18 protein-coding genes are annotated in these 17,501 nt (G+C 64.6%); 9 read left to right on the forward strand and 9 right to left on the reverse strand.

Going from position 1 to position 17,501, the window contains the following annotated elements; translation table 11 throughout:
- Window positions 1-2 precede the first annotated feature (2 nt).
- From BRA1253DRAFT_RS29735 to BRA1253DRAFT_RS29750, 4 genes are all read left to right on the forward strand, one after another.
- Window positions 3-473, forward strand: coding sequence for a chemotaxis protein CheW (locus BRA1253DRAFT_RS29735; RefSeq protein ID WP_007600531.1), 471 nt, complete (start codon window positions 3-5; stop codon window positions 471-473).
- Window positions 474-546: 73 nt separating this feature from the next.
- Window positions 547-912, forward strand: a complete 366-nt coding sequence (locus BRA1253DRAFT_RS29740) for a PleD family two-component system response regulator (protein WP_007600538.1) — start codon at window positions 547-549, stop codon at window positions 910-912.
- Between the two features lie 74 nt (window positions 913-986).
- Window positions 987-2,183, forward strand: coding sequence for a chemotaxis response regulator protein-glutamate methylesterase (locus BRA1253DRAFT_RS29745; protein WP_007600539.1), 1,197 nt, complete (start codon window positions 987-989; stop codon window positions 2,181-2,183).
- A complete protein-coding gene (locus BRA1253DRAFT_RS29750) occupies window positions 2,180-3,052 on the forward strand; it encodes a protein-glutamate O-methyltransferase CheR (protein WP_007600540.1) in 873 nt (290 codons plus the stop codon). Before BRA1253DRAFT_RS29745 ends, BRA1253DRAFT_RS29750 begins: the two co-directional genes overlap by 4 nt.
- Window positions 3,053-3,102: 50 nt before the next feature.
- Here the strand turns inward: BRA1253DRAFT_RS29750 and BRA1253DRAFT_RS29755 are convergent, their stop codons facing one another.
- The 4 genes from BRA1253DRAFT_RS29755 to ctrA form a co-directional block, all read right to left on the reverse strand.
- Window positions 3,103-4,263: a glutathionylspermidine synthase family protein gene (locus BRA1253DRAFT_RS29755; RefSeq protein WP_007600541.1), complete on the reverse strand. Its 1,161-nt coding sequence runs from the start codon at window positions 4,261-4,263 to the stop codon at window positions 3,103-3,105.
- Between the two features lie 3 nt (window positions 4,264-4,266).
- Window positions 4,267-4,653: a hypothetical protein gene (locus tag BRA1253DRAFT_RS29760; protein WP_007600542.1), complete on the reverse strand. Its 387-nt coding sequence runs from the start codon at window positions 4,651-4,653 to the stop codon at window positions 4,267-4,269.
- Window position 4,654: 1 nt separating this feature from the next.
- Window positions 4,655-5,059 carry a DUF350 domain-containing protein gene (locus tag BRA1253DRAFT_RS29765; protein WP_007600543.1) on the reverse strand — a complete coding sequence of 135 codons (405 nt, stop codon included), beginning with the start codon at window positions 5,057-5,059 and terminating at the stop codon, window positions 4,655-4,657.
- A gap of 166 nt (window positions 5,060-5,225) precedes the next feature.
- Window positions 5,226-5,927 (reverse strand): response regulator transcription factor CtrA, encoded by a 702-nt coding sequence (gene ctrA, locus BRA1253DRAFT_RS29770; protein WP_007600544.1) that lies wholly within the window; start codon window positions 5,925-5,927, stop codon window positions 5,226-5,228.
- A 415-nt stretch (window positions 5,928-6,342) separates the two neighbouring features.
- On the opposite strand from ctrA, the gene fliI reads away from it, so the two are divergent.
- The 5 genes from fliI (at window position 6,343) to BRA1253DRAFT_RS29795 (ending at window position 11,338) form a co-directional block, all read left to right on the forward strand.
- Window positions 6,343-7,668, forward strand: a complete 1,326-nt coding sequence (gene fliI / locus BRA1253DRAFT_RS29775) for a flagellar protein export ATPase FliI (protein ID WP_007600545.1) — start codon at window positions 6,343-6,345, stop codon at window positions 7,666-7,668.
- A 121-nt stretch (window positions 7,669-7,789) separates the two neighbouring features.
- Window positions 7,790-8,209 carry a flagellar export protein FliJ gene (gene fliJ / locus BRA1253DRAFT_RS29780; RefSeq protein WP_007600546.1) on the forward strand — a complete coding sequence of 140 codons (420 nt, stop codon included), beginning with the start codon at window positions 7,790-7,792 and terminating at the stop codon, window positions 8,207-8,209.
- Window positions 8,210-8,388: 179 nt separating this feature from the next.
- On the forward strand, window positions 8,389-8,934 hold the full coding sequence (locus BRA1253DRAFT_RS29785) for a sigma-70 family RNA polymerase sigma factor (RefSeq protein WP_007600547.1): 546 nt from the start codon (window positions 8,389-8,391) through the stop codon (window positions 8,932-8,934).
- A gap of 37 nt (window positions 8,935-8,971) precedes the next feature.
- A complete protein-coding gene (locus tag BRA1253DRAFT_RS29790; protein ID WP_007600548.1) occupies window positions 8,972-10,027 on the forward strand; it encodes an anti-sigma factor domain-containing protein in 1,056 nt (351 codons plus the stop codon).
- A 351-nt stretch (window positions 10,028-10,378) separates the two neighbouring features.
- Window positions 10,379-11,338: an AraC family transcriptional regulator gene (locus BRA1253DRAFT_RS29795; RefSeq protein ID WP_007600550.1), complete on the forward strand. Its 960-nt coding sequence runs from the start codon at window positions 10,379-10,381 to the stop codon at window positions 11,336-11,338.
- Window positions 11,339-12,334: 996 nt separating this feature from the next.
- On the opposite strand, the gene BRA1253DRAFT_RS29805 is transcribed toward BRA1253DRAFT_RS29795, so the two are convergent.
- The 5 genes from BRA1253DRAFT_RS29805 to BRA1253DRAFT_RS29825 all read right to left on the reverse strand — a co-directional run bounded on the left by BRA1253DRAFT_RS29805 (window position 12,335) and on the right by BRA1253DRAFT_RS29825 (window position 17,491).
- On the reverse strand, window positions 12,335-12,535 hold the full coding sequence (locus BRA1253DRAFT_RS29805) for a hypothetical protein (RefSeq protein WP_007600553.1): 201 nt from the start codon (window positions 12,533-12,535) through the stop codon (window positions 12,335-12,337).
- Between the two features lie 294 nt (window positions 12,536-12,829).
- Window positions 12,830-14,971 carry a flagellar biosynthesis protein FlhA gene (flhA, locus tag BRA1253DRAFT_RS29810; RefSeq protein WP_007600555.1) on the reverse strand — a complete coding sequence of 714 codons (2,142 nt, stop codon included), beginning with the start codon at window positions 14,969-14,971 and terminating at the stop codon, window positions 12,830-12,832.
- Window positions 14,972-15,345: 374 nt separating this feature from the next.
- The gene (locus BRA1253DRAFT_RS29815; protein ID WP_007600556.1) at window positions 15,346-15,648 is read right to left on the reverse strand and encodes a copper-binding protein; all 303 of its coding nucleotides are present in this window, start codon (window positions 15,646-15,648) and stop codon (window positions 15,346-15,348) included.
- Window positions 15,649-15,662: 14 nt separating this feature from the next.
- Window positions 15,663-16,118 (reverse strand): cupredoxin domain-containing protein, encoded by a 456-nt coding sequence (locus tag BRA1253DRAFT_RS29820; protein WP_007600557.1) that lies wholly within the window; start codon window positions 16,116-16,118, stop codon window positions 15,663-15,665.
- A 35-nt stretch (window positions 16,119-16,153) separates the two neighbouring features.
- On the reverse strand, window positions 16,154-17,491 hold the full coding sequence (locus tag BRA1253DRAFT_RS29825; RefSeq protein ID WP_007600558.1) for a copper oxidase: 1,338 nt from the start codon (window positions 17,489-17,491) through the stop codon (window positions 16,154-16,156).
- Window positions 17,492-17,501 lie beyond the last annotated feature (10 nt).

The raw sequence follows: 17,501 nt of genomic DNA on the forward strand, positions 1-17,501 counted from the left end.
ACATGACCAAGAAGACCCAGTCCGGCGAAGGCGCCATGGTCGAATACGTCACCGCGATGATCGGTGGCCAGCTGTTCGGCCCGCCGATCTCCCGCGTCCAGGACGTGTTCATGCCCGAGCGCGTCACCCGCGTGCCGCTGTCCTCGCGCGAGATCGCGGGCGTGCTGAACCTTCGCGGCCGCATCGTCACCGTGGTCGACATGCGCGCCCGGCTCGGCCTGCCCAAGCCCGAGGACGGCAAGATCCCGATGGCGGTCGGCGTCGACCTGCGCGGTGAATCTTACGGCCTCCTGATCGACCAGATCGGCGAAGTGCTGCGGCTCGCCGAGGACGGCATGGAAGAAAACCCCGTCAATCTCGACCCCCGCATGGCCAAGCTCGCCGGCGGTGTCCACCGCCTCGATGGCCAGCTCATGGTCGTCCTCGACGTCGACCGCGTCCTCGAGCTCGCGCCCGAGATGATGGCGGCCTGATACGCCGGCACATCCGCCGACGTACCTGCAATTGGAAGTGTCCCCGCAAAAGCGGGGAGAAGCAGAGGTTCACATGCGAACTTGTCTCGTCGTTGATGATTCCAGCGTCATCCGTAAGGTTGCGCGCCGGATCCTGGAGGGTCTCGACTTCCAGATCCTCGAAGCCGAGGACGGTGAGAAGGCGCTGGAGGCCTGCAAGCGCGGCCTGCCCGACGCTGTGCTACTGGACTGGAACATGCCGGTGATGGACGGCTACGAGTTCCTCGGCCATCTCCGCCGCATGCCCGGCGGCGACCAGCCCAAGGTGGTGTTCTGCACCACCGAGAACGACGTCGCGCATATCGCGCGCGCGCTGCACGCCGGCGCCAACGAGTACATCATGAAGCCCTTCGACAAGGACATCGTGACGGCGAAATTCCAGGAAGTCGGCCTTATCTGAGCGACCGCCCGGAGGCTGAACGGCTCCTTCGGCGTTTGTCTTCAACTGACCGTTTCAGTCTGAGTTGGTGAGTAATGAGTGTTGCGTTCGCAGGTAATTCGACCCCGGGCTCGTCGCGGGAAGCCGGACCGTTGCGGGTGATGGTCGTCGACGACTCCGTCGTCATCCGCGGTCTGATCTCGCGCTGGATCGGTGCCGAGCACGACATGGAGGTCGCGGCGTCGCTGCGCACCGGGCTCGAGGCGGTCAACCAGATCGAACGCATCAACCCCGACGTTGCCGTGCTCGATATCGAAATGCCCGAGCTCGACGGCATCTCGGCGCTGCCGCAACTCCTGGCGAAGAAGCGCGATCTCGTCATCATCATGGCTTCGACGCTGACCCGCCGTAACGCGGAGATCAGCTTCAAGGCGCTGTCGCTCGGCGCCGCCGACTACATTCCGAAGCCGGAATCGACGCGCGAGGCGTCGGCTGCGGACATCTTCCACCACGACCTGATCCAGAAAATCCGCCACCTCGGCGCACGGCTTCGCCGCAAGCCCGCGGTTGCGAGCCCGCCGCTGGCGCCTGCGAGCCCGGCCCCGGCCGCACGTGGACCGGTTGTCGCGCGGCCTGCCGCGCCGGCTCCGGCCGTGCATGCGCCGTCGTCGTCCTCGGTGCTGTCCACGCGTCCGTTCTCGACCCAGGCACCGAAGGTGCTGCTGATCGGCTCATCGACCGGCGGTCCTCAGGCGCTGATGGCGCTCGTCGCCGAGCTTGGCGCCGTGATCGACCGCGTCCCGGTGCTGATCACCCAGCACATGCCGCCGACCTTCACCACCATTCTCGCCGAGCATCTGGCACGCACGAGCCGCAAGCCGGCGGCCGAGGCGGTCGATGGCGAGCCGGTGAAGCCGGGCCGCATCTACCTTGCGCCGGGCGGCAAGCACATGCGCGTCGTGCGCAGCGGCGCCGACGTGGCGATCGCGCTCGACGACGGTCCCGCCGTCAATTTCTGCAAGCCCGCGGTCGATCCGCTGTTCACCTCCGCCATCGACATCTGGCATGGCGCCATCCTCTCTGTGATCCTGACGGGCATGGGCTCGGACGGCATGCGTGGCGGCAAGGACATCGTCGCCGCCGGCGGCAGCGTGATCGCGCAGGACGAAGCCTCCAGCGTGGTCTGGGGGATGCCGGGCGCAGCGGCCAATGCCGGCATCTGCGCAGCGATCCTGCCGCTCAACCAGATCGGCGCCCGGGTCAATCGCCTGTTCGCGGGAGACCGCTCGTGACGCCTGTTGACTACGACTATCTGCGCAGATTCCTGAAGGAGCGCTCCGGCCTCGATCTCTCCCCGGACAAGCAGTATCTGGTCGAGAGCCGGTTGCTGCCGCTGGCTCGCAAGGCGAGCCTTAGCGGGATTCCCGATCTCGTGCTGAAGATCAGGAACGGCGACGGGCGGCTTGCGAGCGACGTGGTCGAAGCGATGACCACCAACGAGACCTTCTTCTACCGCGACAAGATCCCGTTCGATCATTTGCGCGAAACGATCCTGCCGGGGCTGCTTCGGGCGCGCGCGGCGCGCAAGTCGCTGCGCATCTGGTCGGCGGCATCGTCGACGGGACAGGAGCCCTATTCGATCGCAATGTGCGTGAAGGAGATGGGCGCAGCCTTCGCCGGCTGGCGCATCGAGATCGTCGCTACCGATCTGTCGCAGGAGGTGCTGGAGAAATCCAAGGCCGGCGTCTACAGCCAGTTCGAGGTGCAACGCGGCCTGCCGATCCAGCACCTGATGAAATACTTCACGCAAGCGGGCGAGGTCTGGCAGCTCAACGCCGACATCCGCGCGATGGTGCAGTTCCGCCAGCTCAATCTGTTGCAGGACTTCTCCCATCTCGGCACGTTCGACGTGATCTTCTGCCGCAACGTGCTGATCTACTTCGACCAGGACACCAAGGCCGTGATCTTCGAGCGCATGGCCAAGGTTTTGGAAGCCGACGGTACGCTGCTGCTCGGCGCTGCCGAATCCGTCGTCGGCATCACCGATGCGTTCCGCCCGATCGCCGACCGTCGTGGTCTCTATCAGCTCAACCCGACGCGCTCCGGCCGCCCGATGGGCGGATTGATGCCGCCGTCGTTAAAGGTGGCAGCGGCGCGCTGAGATGCGTTCTTCTCCTCTTCCACGAGGGGAAAAGGGAAGAAGAGCGCACCTCACAAGATCGCATGCGGTAGAAATCGCGAGCCGTTGCCGGTGATCGGGCTCTCGTCCTCGCGGATCGACAGGCCGCAGGGTTCGTGATCGACCAGCCAGCTTCCCACCACCGGATAGAAGTCTGAGAAGTTCGGCAGCGGTGCGAGCGCCTGTCGCACGAAGCCTTCGGCGCCGTAGGGTCCTGCCTGCTCGTCGAGCGGCATTCCGCCTGATACCAGCGTGACGTTGGCGCCTTCGCGCGACAGCAGCGGCTTGCGCACATACGAACTGCCGAGCTCGACTGCCCGCGGATCGTCCTCGAAGAAAGCCGGCAGCAGATTGGGATGGTTCGGAAACATCTCCCATAGCAGCGGCAGGATGCCCTTGTTGGAGAGCACCGCCTTCCACGGCGGTTCGATCCAGCGTGTCTGTGCGTCCTTGAGCTTTGCGCCGAAGGCGTCGTGGAACATCCATTCCCAGGGATAGAGCTTGAAGGCGAGCGCGATGTCGCGGTTGTCGAGATCGACGAAGCCGCCGGCATCATCGCGCCAGCCGATCGCCTCGATATCGAGTAGCGTGGTCGCCAGTCCCGCCTGGCGCGCCGTGTCTTCGAGATAAGCGAGCGTGCCGGCGTCCTCCTCATTCGCCGTGGTGCCGGTGAGATGGACATGGCGGCTAGCGGCAATCTGCTTCCACGCTTCGATCAGGCGTTCGTGGATGGAGTTGAACTGGTCGGCCCGCGACGGGATGATGCGCCGTTCGATCGCCTGTTCGAGCCAGGTCCATTGAAACACCGCGGCTTCGAAAATCGAGGTCGGCGTGTCCGCGTTGTATTCGAGCAGCTTTGCCGGTCCCCTGCCGTCGAATTTCAGATCGAGCCGGCCATAGAGGCTGCGGTCGTCGCGCGCCCAGCTCTCGGCGATCAGGCTCCAGAACGCGTCCGGTATCTTCAAGCGCTGCAGATGGCGCTCGTCGCCGATCACACGGCCGGCAAGCTCCAGGCACATCGCGTCGATCTCGCCGGTCGGTGCCTCGATGCCACGCTCGATCTCGTCGAGCGTGAAGGCGTAATAGGCGCGCTCGTCCCAATAGCGCTCGCCCTCGATGGTGTGGAAGGCGAAGCCGCATTGTTCGGCGGTCTGCCGCCAGTCGTCGCGCTCGGGGCAGACGATGCGTCGCATGGGTCAGCCGCCGCCGGAGAAGCCATGGCCAAACGAGCCGAAGCCGCCGCGGCTCACGCCGCCGGAGCCTGAATCGGACGACGCTCCGGACGAGGAATGGCTCGAGGAGTCGCTGCTGAAGAAACTCGATCGCGATGAGCCGCCGCCGCCCCCGGAGGAGCTGCGGCTGCTGCTGCACGAGGTGCTCGCTTGCACCGCCGGGTCCGTGCCGACAGGGGAGGGCTCGCAATTGTGCCGCGGCATCAGCGTGTAGGCGGTGGTGCCGACCGCGATCGTGCCCATCACCAGCAGCGCGACGTGGCCGGAGCGCTTCACCGGCTGTTGTGCAGGCGGCGGTCCGGCCGCCGGCCGGCGCTTGCCGAACTCCTTTTTGGAGGGCTTGTCGGCCATGTCAGTAGATCATGCAGGCGGCGTTGAGCAGCCCCGCGGCGAGCGAGGACAGCCCGAGCCAGATGGCAGCTGCAAGTTCGCCGGCGGCGATCCGCGCCGACAGATTCGGCACCGGCACTCTCACCAGAAAGAACACGACGATCTGGACGATCAGCGCGATCATCGCCCAGATCAGGCAGTCCAGCACATTGGCCGAATGCGCGATCGCGCTGACCAGCGGCGCCACGAAGCCCAGCAGGCTGAGGCCGAGCGCGATCGCCGCAGCCGGATCGTTGTCGCGGATCAGCTGGAATTCGTTGTGCGCCGTGATGCGGGTATAGGCGAACAGATACGCCACGATCGCGATCAGCCCGGTGCAGAAATAGACCAGGAAGGCGGGCAGGCCGGCGAGTGATTGCAGGATCATCGTTCCCCCATCGTGCAGCGACCATTCGTCGGCTGGGGAAGGATAGCGGTTCAACGGCGCAAGGACGATGAGGCCGCGTTCACGTCCCCAAAAAACAAAACCCCGCCATTTGCGGCGGGGTCCAGGCTGGGAGGAGCAAGCCCGAAGGGCTCGCACAGTAAACTGATCAGGCGGGAATGCGCTCTTCGACCTCATGCGGCTCGCGCAGCACGTAGCCGCGGCCCCACACGGTCTCGATGAAGTTGCGGCCTTCCGAGGCATTCGCGAGCTTCTTGCGGAGCTTGCAGATGAAGACGTCGATGATCTTCAGCTCGGGCTCGTCCATGCCGCCATAGAGGTGGTTGAGGAACATTTCCTTGGTGAGGGTCGTGCCCTTGCGGAGCGAGAGCAGCTCCAGCATCTGGTATTCCTTGCCGGTCAGATGCACGCGCTGGCCACCGACTTCCACCGTCTTGGTGTCGAGGTTGACGACGAGGTCACCGGTCTGGATCACCGACTGGGCATGGCCCTTGGAGCGGCGCACGATCGCGTGGATGCGGGCAACCAGCTCGTCCTTGTGGAAGGGCTTGGTCATGTAGTCGTCGGCGCCGACGCCGAGACCCTTGACCTTGTCCTCGATGCCGGCGAGGCCGGAGAGGATCAGAATTGGTGTCTTGATCTTGGAGACCCGGAGCTGCTTGAGCACGTCGTAGCCGGACATGTCGGGCAGGTTGAGGTCGAGAAGGATAATGTCGTAATCGTATAATTTACCGAGATCGACGCCTTCTTCCCCCAAATCGGTCGTGTAGACGTTGAAGCTCTCAGACTTCAACATCAGCTCGATCGACTGCGCGACGGCGCTGTCATCTTCAATCAGCAAAACGCGCATGCCAGTTCCCCATAGTCGCCGCTCCTGGGCGTCAGGTCGGCCGCATTCGCGGCACACAACAAAACGCCTTTGAACAACTGATTCGGATCCTGACAACAGATGGTTAACAAATTCTGTTTCTGGAACGCAAGCCCTGTAGATGCAATTTTCGTCGAATCGCCCTAAGGTCTTGTGTGCGAAGCAGCTTTCGTTATCCGGTTGCGTTCAAGTTCCACTTTAAGAGACGGGCCTAACCGACTCCCGCGACTCAGCCTTCTTCTGAAGGGGAGCCACGCTCAGTCACAAAGACAGTGACGCAATGATTAACGATGCGGGTAAACACGAAGTTAAGCGCCGTTCAGAAATATGGCGAAACTTAAGGTTCTCGCCACGAAACCCCGGGTTATGAAGGCGATCACCTCATGAAGGCCCTCTTGTGAAGGCTCTTGCCGAACAGATCGGCGACATTGACGGCATCAATATTTATGGCCGTGTGGTCGGCGTGCGCGGCCTGATGGTCGAGGTGGCCGGCCCGATCCATGCGATGTCGGTCGGCGCGCGGCTCGTGATCGAGACCGGCGGCAACCGTTCCATCCCCTGCGAGGTGATCGGCTTCTCCGGCAACAACGCCGTCGTGATGCCGTTCGCCGGTCTCGACGGCGTGCGGCGCGGCTGCAAGGCGGTCATCGCCAATGCCGCAAATCAGGTGCGGCCTTGCGCGGCCTGGCTCGGCCGCGTCGTCAATGCGCTGGGTGAGCCGATCGACGGCAAGGGGCCGCTCCCCCAGGGGCCGGCGCCGATGCCGTACCGCAATTCGCCGCCGCCGGCGCACTCGCGCAAGCGCGTCGGCGCGCCGCTCGATCTCGGCGTGCGCGCGATGAACACGTTCCTGACCTGCTGCCGCGGCCAGCGCATGGGCATCTTCGCAGGCTCCGGCGTCGGCAAGTCGGTGCTGCTGTCGATGCTCGCGCGCAACGTCGATGCCGCGGTCAGCGTCATCGGCCTGATCGGCGAACGCGGCCGCGAGGTCCAGGAGTTCTTGCAGGACGACCTCGGCGAGGAAGGCCTGGCGCGTTCCGTCGTCGTGGTCGCGACCTCCGACGAGCCGGCGCTGATGCGCCGTCAGGCCGCGTATCTGACGCTCGCGATCGCCGAATATTTTCGCGACGAGGAGCAGGACGTCCTTTGCCTGATGGATTCGGTGACACGCTTTGCCATGGCCCAGCGCGAGATCGGTCTGTCCGCGGGCGAGCCGCCGACCGCCAAGGGCTACACGCCGACCGTGTTCACCGAACTGCCGAAGCTTCTGGAGCGCGCCGGTCCGGGCCTGGGCGAGGGCGCCATCACCGCGATCTTCACGGTGCTGGTCGATGGCGACGACCATAACGAGCCGATTGCGGATGCCGTCCGCGGCATCCTCGACGGCCACATCGTGATGCAGCGCTCGATCGCCGAGCGCGGCCGCTACCCCGCCATCAACATCCTCAAATCCGTCTCCCGCACCATGCCGAAATCGGCCGACCCGGAGTTCTGGCCGACCATCCAGAAGGCGCGGGCGGTGATGGCGACCTATGCCGACATGGAGGAATTGATCCGTCTGGGCGCCTACCGCGCCGGCTCCAGCCCGGAGGTCGACGAGGCGATCCGCCTGCACGAGCCGCTGGAGGCCTTCCTGCGCCAGCGCAAGGACGAAAATGCATCGCTGGCGGACGGCTACCGCCAGTTGGCGCAAATCCTCGGTGATTTGGAAACGGAACGCTAACTTTGTCCGGTCATCATCCCATCCCACAGAGTAGCAGAGCCGGTCTTGGCCCCAGTCGGGCCTGTGGGGAGACCGGTGTTGTCCCACGTGCAGCCAAGGGACTTCTGGGGAGTACGAGTCGATGAAGTCACGTGATACCCTCATCCGCCTGAAGAAATTTCAGGTCGACGAGAAGCGCCGCCGGGTCAGCCAGATCGAGACCATGATCGCCGACTTCCAGCGGATGTCGACCGATCTTGAACGCGAGATCTCGACCGAGCAGGAGCGCGCCGGGATCAACGATCCCTCGCACTTCGCCTATCCGACCTATGCCAAGGCTGCCATCCAGCGTCGCGAGAACCTGACCCGCTCGGCCGACGAGCTGAAGGGCCAGCTCGACGAGGCCAAGGCAGCGCTGGCCGAAGCCTTCGAGGAGCTGAAGAAGGTCGAGCTCCTCGACGAGCGCGATCAGGCCCGCGAACGCGCCGAGGAAAACGCCCGCGAGCAGGCCGATCTCGACAGCATCGGCCTGATGCGTGCCCGCATGGGCGCCGTCGCCTGAGGCGCTAGCCGCCAGACCTGCGAGAATTTGCAGAACCCGGACCCCAAAGGTCCGGGTTTTTGCATGTGCTGGCCACAGTGTGCCGCCGCGCCCCCTTGGTGGTCGGCTTTGTCGCGCGCTATGGTGGCGGCGTGCCAGGACCTGCGCGGAATGCGACGGGCCGCGCATTGGGGGGCTGAATGCTGACGCCAGCAGAGCTGGTCGGGCTGATTGGGGCAGTGGCGCAGGGCGATCAGGCCGCGTTCGAGCGCCTCTACGTCGCCACGCGCGCGAAACTCTATGGCGTCGTGCTCCGTATCTTGCGCCGACAGGATCTCGCAGAGGAGGTCATTCAGGAGACCTACGTCAAGATCTGGAACAGCGCCGGCCAGTTCAATCCCGCTCTCGCGTCGCCGATCACATGGATGGCGTCGATCGCGCGCAACCGCGCGATCGACGTCGTGCGCAAGAAGACGGAAGTCTCCATCGAGGAAGAGCCGCAGGCGATGGAAGTCGCAAGCGATAGCCCCGATCCGTTGGCGCGGCGCGAGATGACCGAGGAATTGAGGCGGCTGCTGGAATGTATCGGCCGGCTCGAGCCGGACCGTCAGAGGCTCGTGCTTCTCGCCTATTACAACGGCTGGAGCCGCGAGCAACTGGCGGAGAAATTCGCGGCGCCCGTCAACACGGTGAAGACGTGGCTTCGGCGCAGCATGATGGATATTCGCGAATGTCTCGGACTATGAGGGCTTCGACGGTGAGGGCGAGTCTGGATCGCAAGTGATGGCCTATACGGAGGACCATATCGCGCTCGCCGCGGAATATGCGCTCGGCACGCTCGACGCCGGCGAGCGCGCGCAGGTCGAGACCATGATGGCGGTGGACAAGGCGTTCGCCGATGTCGTGCAGGCGTGGGCATTCCGGCTCGGCGTCCTCAACCAGATGGTCGGCTCGATCGAGCCGCGTCCGATCGTGTGGGAGAACATCAGGTCCGAGCTCGCGCGGACGGGCTTTGCGCAGGATCCGCCAGCGCTGCCGGACGCAGCGCCGCCACCTGTGCCGGAGTTTTCCTCGCCCGACACCGTGCCTCCGCCGGTGCCGTCGGAGACTATGCAGCAACCGGCGCCGCAGCCTCCCGAAGCGGAGCAGCCCGAAACGACGCCACCGGCGCCCGATGCGCTTCCCGATGTCGTGCCGATCTTCATGCCGCAGGTCCACGCGCCAGACCCGGAGGTCGCGCGTACGCCACCGCCGCCGGTTGCCGACAACAGTAACGTGATCCGGCTCGAGGGGCGCGTGAAGCGCTGGCGCACCATCGCATCCGCCGTCGGTGCGCTCGCGGCCGCGCTGCTCGTGACGCTGTCGCTTCAGATATTCCAGCCCGAGGCGCTCCCGGGCGGCTTGCGACCGGCGCCACGCATCCAGACGGTCGAGGTGAAGACACCGGCGCCGCTCCCGGTGTCGTCGCAATATGTCGCGCTGTTGCAGGGCCAGGGCGGAGGTCCTGCCTTCATCCTCACCATCGACGGTGCGACCAAGAACTTCACCGTGCGCAAAGTGGGCGCGACACCGGAGCCCGGCAAGAGTTTCGAGCTCTGGCTGATCTCCGACAAGCTGCCGCGCCCGCGCTCGCTCGGCGTGATCGGCGCCGGCGATTTCACCGCACGACCGGTGCTCGGTTCGTACGATGCCGACGTCGTCAACAGCGCGACCTACGCGGTCACCGTCGAGCAGGCGGGCGGCTCGCCCAATGGCCAGCCGACCTCGGCGCCCATATTTTCCGGCAAGCTGATCGAGACCGTGCCGCCGTCACAGCCGCAGGCGCCCGCGAAGAAGTAGGTTTCTATTGTCGTCCTGGCGAAAGCCAGGACCCATTACCCCAAGAGCTTGTTGCAAGAGTGAGCCGTGGCCACACGGGTGAGCAACCACTCAATCCCGGGGTAATGGGTCCTGGATCGGCGCTCGCTCTGCTCGCTTGTCCAGGACGACACCGGGGGCATTGGACGCTTCAACATCGTCGTGGCAATGCCTGATCGGTTTCTGTCGCCACCGTCCACCTCTCCGTCGCATCCCGACAATTCCCGCCGAATCCTCCCCCGATTTGAACCTCCATCCGTTTCGTGGCGTCAAATGCCCGGAATTTGCAGTCGGCGCCCCCAAGCATGGCGCCGGAGAGGGGCGAGAAATCAGATGGATGCAGCGAAAACGTCGGGCATCTTCATTCACCAATATGCGGGGCTGCCACACGGCCAGGCCTTCGAACATTGGCGCGAGCGGACTTTCGGGGCCTGCGGCCTGGATATCGGGCCGAGCCGGGGCGACAGCATCGATTGCCGGCTCCAAGTCAGCGTGGTCGACAATATCGCACTCGCCATTCCCGAAGGCGCCTCCGCGCAATATTCACGCACCCAGAGCCACCTTGCCGACGGCAGCGACGATCTCGTCCTGATCGCGGCACACGCGGGTCTCGTCCGCGTTGGGCAGAACGGCCATGCCGTGGAGCTTGCGCCCGCGCAGATGGTGCTCGTCGACATGGGCATCACCGGCACCGTGGGCCACACCGAGGAAGATCGCTTCACCACCATCCGCATGCCGCGCCGCGCACTCCTCGACATCAGTCCACGCGCCGAGGACAAGCTGTCGCAAGTGCTCTCGGACGGCGCGGTCGCCGAGACGATCTTCCGCTACCACTCCCTTGCGGCCCATCACGCGCCGCATCTCGACGCCGTCGGCCAGCGCCTCACCGCGCAGCACATGGTCGATCTCGTCGGGCTCCTGCTCGGCACTGACGCCGAGCATGCAAGTCTTGCGCGCGGGCGAGGTCATGCGGCGGCCCGTCTCGATCTCATGCGCGCCGACGTGATGGCTGCACTTGGCCGCAACGATCTCTGCCTGTCCGAGATTGCCACGCGCTCGGGCCTGAGCCCGCGCCAGGCACAGCGCCTGTTCGAGCAGGCCGGAACGACCTTCACCGAATTCGTTCTGGAGCAGCGCCTGCTGCAGGCGCGCAAGCTGCTCAGCGATCCTCGCGCCAGGACCCGCAAGATCAGCGACATCGCGCATTCGTCGGGCTTCTCCGATCTGTCCTATTTCAACCGCGCCTTCCGCAAGCGCTTTGCCGCGACGCCGTCGGAACTGCGCGAGGCCTGAGCCGCGCCGCGTAGGCGTAGCCCCGGGTGAGCGAAGCGACACCCGGGGTCGCTCGCGGAGACATCCCGGACATCGCTGCGCTCATCCGGGCTACAAGATATCGCGTTGCTCGTCGGGCAAGACACCCAAGCTGCCGGTCAACCCGCGTGGCTCAAAATATTCCACTTTACCGAAATTCGGAATTGCGTATATTTCGCCTCACTCCGGCCCAAGGAAGAGGGGCGTGTCGCGATCGTCACGAACGCGGGCCGGACGGCGGTGGACGTTAGTCACATCGGCGCGAAGGGTTTCGCAGGGCGGGCAACCGTGAGCGAAGCCGCCGCGCACACGACCGGTGTGATCTGCGTACGGCGAAATCGTGTGGTCCTGGCGCCCGGGGTCTGTGCGCCAAGCGTTGCGGTGACGTCGCGGCCCAACCGGGGCGCGTGCATCAGCCATCCGCAAGGCGACGGGGGCAATAGTGCATCGCTCCCCGGGGAGAGCGCGACATAAGCCGTAAAGCCACTGCGCAGGGAAGGCCGGATGTTCAGGCTTCACCTGTATGCCGCTGTGCAATGTTCTTACGACAATCTCGCACAGTGGACCGCGGGTGCCAGCCGGCACCCGGTCTTCCCTGCGCCCTCTTTCTTCGGGGGTGAGGCGACGAAGCAAAGCTCGGGCGAACAAGCCGCGAGATGGCGAAGGTGTGTCTGCGAGTGAGATGCGAATTTAAAGAGCGACGCTGCCACCCACAGATTCCGTCATTGCGAGCGCAGCGAAGCAATCCAGCCTGTCTCGGCGGAGGGATTCTGGATTGTTTCGTCGCAAGAACTCCTCGCAATGACGGAGCTGGACGCGCGTGCGCTCACGATGACGACATACCCCAGACATGAGAAAGCGCCCGTGGGGGGCGGGCGCTTTCTGTAGTCGACTTGGGGTTGGGGTCGTCTACATATCCACGTGGCGACTTTGGGGGGCTGATAAAGAGCCGCGTGAATTCCTGAAACTCAAATCTCCTTAGCGAACGAGGGACACGTTCGAGCTGGTGATGGCGATCGGCTTGCCCGCCTTCATGACGCGAGCGGTCTGGGTCAGGCCTTCGTCTGAACTCGTACGCGCGGTGATCCCGAGACCCGCCACCGCGATGCCGGCAACGAGCGCGACAACCACGATCTTGAGGTGGGTCGAGCGATCTGCGCTGTAAATCGAGTGGTTCATGGAAGGCTCCTGCCGCCATCTACCCGAAGTAGTCGCCTGCGTGTTTGGGCAGGTTCATGCTTCCGGTGCCCAACAACCTAGTATTGGGGGGATTCGTTCCCAAGAGGCGATCACAAGAGCGTGACATGACGTGAGAAGCCGCGATCAAAAACGATCCTTGATCGTGCAATTTGGCAATTATTTCAAAGCTGTAATGTGTCTGCCGGGCGCCTTGCCGGCCATTGATCGGCAAGGCGCCAGAAACTGAAAAACCATTTGCCTGTGGCCGAAAAACACACGGCTTCTTAAGGCAAATCAGATGCTTCCGACCGTTTTCAATCTCGCCCTGGGGTGGATTTCAGCTTGCGACAGCACGGTCGTTTGCGCCCGGAACCGCTCGACCAGGGAACGCACGAAGGGACGAATTGCCGCAGAGGTGACCAGCACCGGGGCCTCGCCTTCACGCGCGGCGCGCTCGAAGGCCTCGCGCACGCCGGTCATGAACTCCGACAGCTTCGAGGGTTGCATCGCGAGGCTGCGCTCCTCGCCCTGGCCGATAATGGATTCGGCAAAGGCTTGTTCCCACCGCGCCGAGAGCGCGATCAGCGGCAGATAACCGCTGTAGGAGGTGTTCTGCGCACAGATCTGCCGCGCCAGGCGGGCGCGGACGTGCTCCACCATGGTGGCCGGATTGCGCGAGAAGGCGAGCGAGTCCGCGATGCCTTCTAGAATGGTCGAGAGGTCGCGGATCGAGATGCGCTCGGCGAGCAGCAGCTGCAGCACGCGCTGGATGCCGGAGACGGTGACCTGTCCGGGCACGATGTCCTTGACCAGCTCCCCCTGCTCCTTCGGCAGCTCCTTGAGCAGCTTCTGCACCTCGCCATAGGAGAGCAGGTCCGACATGTTGGCCTTGAGCAGCTCGGTGAGGTGGGTCGAGAGCACGGTCGCGGCATCGACGACGGTGTAGCCCTTGAGCGAGGCTTCCTCCTTGAGGCTGGCATCGACCCAGGTCGCGGGCAGGCCGAAGGTCGGCTCGGTGGTGTGGATGCCGGGCACCTGCACCTGGCTGCCGCCGGGGTCCATGACCATGAACTGGTTCGGCCAGATCTTGCCGGTGCCGGCGTCGACCTCCTTGATCTTGATGATGTAGGTGTTGGCTTCGAGCTGGACGTTGTCGAGGATGCGCACGGCCGGCATCACAAAACCCATCTCGATCGCGAGCGAGCGGCGCAGCGCCTTGATCTGCTCGGTGAGGCGGTCGGTGCCGTCGGGGCCGTTGACCAGCGGCAGCAGGGCATAGCCGAGCTCGATCTTGAGGTCGTCGATCTTCAGCGCCGCGGAGATCGGCTCCTCCGCCGCAGCGGAGCCGGCTGCGCCCGGCGTTCCCGGCGCAGGTGCGGTCTTTGCAAGTTCGGCAGCCCTGGCAGTCGCCCGATTGCGGTTGCGGGCGTGCCAGGCGAGCGCGCCGGCACCGGAACCGAGCGCCAGGAAGGGGATGGTCGGGATGCCCGGCAGGGCCGCCAGCACCAGCATGACCGCCGCGGACATCGCGAGCGCCTGCGGATATCCGGAGAACTGCTTCATCAGCGCCTTGTCGGCGGCGCCGGACACGCCGGCCTTGGAGACCAGCAGGCCGGCCGCGGTCGAAACGATCAGCGCCGGCACCTGGGTGACGAGGCCGTCACCGACGGTCAGCAGCGTGTAGCTGCGGCCGGCGTCGGCGAAGGACAGGCCCTGCTGCGCCACGCCGATGATCATGCCGCCGACGACGTTGATGAAGACGATCAGAAGGCCGGCAATGGCGTCGCCGCGGACGAATTTGGAGGCACCGTCCATGGCGCCGAAGAAGCCGCTCTCGTCCTCCAGATCCTTGCGCCGCTGCTTGGCGACCGCCTCGTCGATCAGTCCGGCGGAGAGGTCGGCGTCGATCGCCATCTGCTTGCCGGGCATGGCGTCGAGGTGGAAGCGGGCGGCGACTTCGGCGATGCGGCCCGAACCCTTGGTGATGACGACGAAGTTGACGATGATCAGGATGGCGAAGACGATGATGCCGATGACGAAATTGCCGCCCATCACGAAGCTGCCGAAGGCCTCGATGACGTGACCGGCGGCATCCGTGCCCTCGTGCCCGTGCGACAGGATCAGGCGGGTCGAGGCCATGTTGAGCGACAGCCGCAGCATGGTCGAGATCAGCAGGACGGTCGGGAAAGCGGAGAATTCCAGCGGCGCCTGGATGAACAGCGACGTCATCAGGATCAGGATCGAGAGCGTGATTGAAATCGCCAGGAACAGGTCCAGCACGATCGCGGGCAGCGGAAGGATCAGCACCACCAGGATGGTGAGGACGCCGAGCGCCAGCGCGATATCGCCGCGTTTGAGGATGTTGCCGATCTCGGCAAGGGTGGGGAAACCGGCGTTTGTGCCGCCTACGCCCTGTCCCGCGGTGACGTCGACCATGGTAGCTGCCCCTCCGCGCGACTGCCGTCCGCGCGCCCCAAACGTCTGCCCGACGGCCGAAGGGCCGCCGTTCCGAAAGTGAGGCACCGCACTGGCGTCCACAGGGCACTCCCCGTTCTACGCGGCTGACGACACTCGACTCCACTGGGCAATTCTTGCCGGGTGTATGGTTAGCAAACGGTTAATAAAGGGTGCGGCATGGGGGCTGGCCGGGTATTTCGGCCATCTGGCAGGCAAGCAGTCGTCATGCCCGGGCTTGTCCCGGGCATCCACGTTCTTCATGCCGCGCGGTAGGCGTGGATGGCCGGGACAAGCCCGGCCATGACGTTGTGGAAGCGTTTGGCGCCGAAATTCGGCGGACGGAGGCAGTAGCCCTATTTCGCCTTCTCCATCCGGGTCACCATGTACCCCGAAGCCGCCTCCTCGGCTTCGAAAGTCACCTTGTCGCCGACCTTCACCTGTTTGAGCACGGCCGGGTCCTTGACGCGGTAGACCATGGTCATGGGTTCATCCATGCCGAGGTTCTTCGCGGCCGCGTGCTTGAGCGTGATCTTGCCGGCGCCCTCGTCGATCTTCTTGACCTCGCCGCTGATCGCGGCGCCCTGGGCTGCCAGGGCACCTGTGGCAAGGCCGACGGCCAGCGACAGCCCTGCGGCGATACGGATGATGCGGTTCATGGGAGCTCCTTGCGTTACTTCACGGTGACGTGGCCGACCATGCCGTAGTCGCGGTGGTCGGGAATCAGGCACGAAAATTCGAACGTGCCGGTCTTGCTGAACTTCCAAAGGATCTCGGCTGTCTTGCTCGGTGCGAGCCTGACACCGTTGGGATCGTCGTGCTCCATGTGCGGATGCTTCTTCATCTCCACCGCATGCGCGAGATTCTCTTTGGTGGTGGCGAGCAGGAATTCATGGTCCTCCTTGCCGACATTGCGCAGCACGAAGCGGATCTGCTCGCCGCGTTTGACCTCGATCCTCGCGGGGGTGTAGTCCATCTCGTTCAGCAGGATCTCGATGGTGCGCGCGGGCTTTTTGGAATCGCCGGGCTCGCCGGCCGAAAAGGTGCCGTGCCCGTGCTGGTCGTGGGCAAAGGCCGGCGCGGTGGAAAGCGCGGCCAGCGCCAGACCGAGCTTGATCGTCGTCTTCATTGGTATCTCCAGTTGGTGGTGGTTCATCGAAACGCTCACATCTTCATGTTCTTCATCGGCGGCCCGCCTGGTTGTTGGCGCACGGGCTCCGGGGCCGGCGGGGTGACCTCGTAGGCGACGGTGCCTTGCGGGAATTGGTAGGGGCCGGGATCGCGATAATCGTCGCGCGCGAGGCCTTCGCGGATCTTCATCACCGTGAACATGCCGCCCATCTCGATCGGGCCGAACTGGCCGGTGCCGGTCATCATCGGCAGCGTGTTGTCGGGCGCGGGCATCTCCATGTTGCCCATCGCCATGCCGGTCGAGCCCATCGCCATGCCGTCAGGCGCGAGCTTGCCGACGGCCCTGGCGAGATCCTTGCGCGACACCCCGATCATGTTGCGCATGTCGTGTCCCATCGCATTCATGGTGTGATGCGACTTGTGGCAGTGGAACGCCCAGTCGCCGGGGTTGTCGGCGAGCACGTCGAACACCCTGACAGCGCCGACCGGTACGTCCGTGGTTGTCTCCGGATATTGCGCGCTCTCCGGAATCCAGCCGCCGTCGGTGCAGGTCACTGCAAAGCTGTGGCCGTGCAAATGGATCGGATGGTTGGTCATGCTGAGATTGCCGATGCGCACGCGCACCTTGTCGCCGAGTCTGACCGGCAGCGGATCGATGCCGGGAAACACGCGCGCGTTCCAGGTCCACATGTTGAAGTCGGTCATCTCGTTGACCTGCGGCAGATAGGTGCCGGGATCGACGCGATAGGTGCTCATGACGAAGACGAAGTCGCGGTCCACGGCCCGAAAGTTCGGGTCGCGCGGATGCACGACGACCATGCCCATCATGCCCATCGCCATCTGCACCATCTCGTCGGAATGCGGGTGGTACATGAAGGTCCCGCTCTTCTTCATCTCGAACTCGTAGACGAAGGTTTTTCCCGGCTGGATGTGAGGCTGCGTCAGCCCGCCGACACCGTCCATGCCGCTGGGAATGATCATGCCGTGCCAGTGCACGGTGGTGTATTCGGGCAGTCTGTTGGTCACGAAGATGCGGACCTTGTCGCCCTCGACGGCCTCGATCGTCGGTCCCGGCGACTGGCCGTTATAGCCCCACAGATTCACCTTCATGCCCTCGGCGAATTCGCGCACCACGGGCTCAGCAACGAGATGGAATTCCTTCCAGTCGCCGTTCATCCGAAACGGAAGCGACCAGCCGTTCAGCGTGACCACGGGGCGATAGTCCGGCCCACCGGCGGGATGCAGCGGCGCTTGCATCACCGCCTTGTCCATGTGCGGGGCTTCCGGAATCGAGGCGGCCTGCGCGCGGCCGCTGACGACGGATGCGCCGGCGAGCGCGGCGCTACCCAAAAATCCTCGGCGGGAAAACATGCTGGCCTCC

It is taken from the genome of Bradyrhizobium sp. WSM1253, from assembly GCF_000244935.1.
In the GTDB taxonomy this organism is placed as follows: domain Bacteria; phylum Pseudomonadota; class Alphaproteobacteria; order Rhizobiales; family Xanthobacteraceae; genus Bradyrhizobium; species Bradyrhizobium canariense.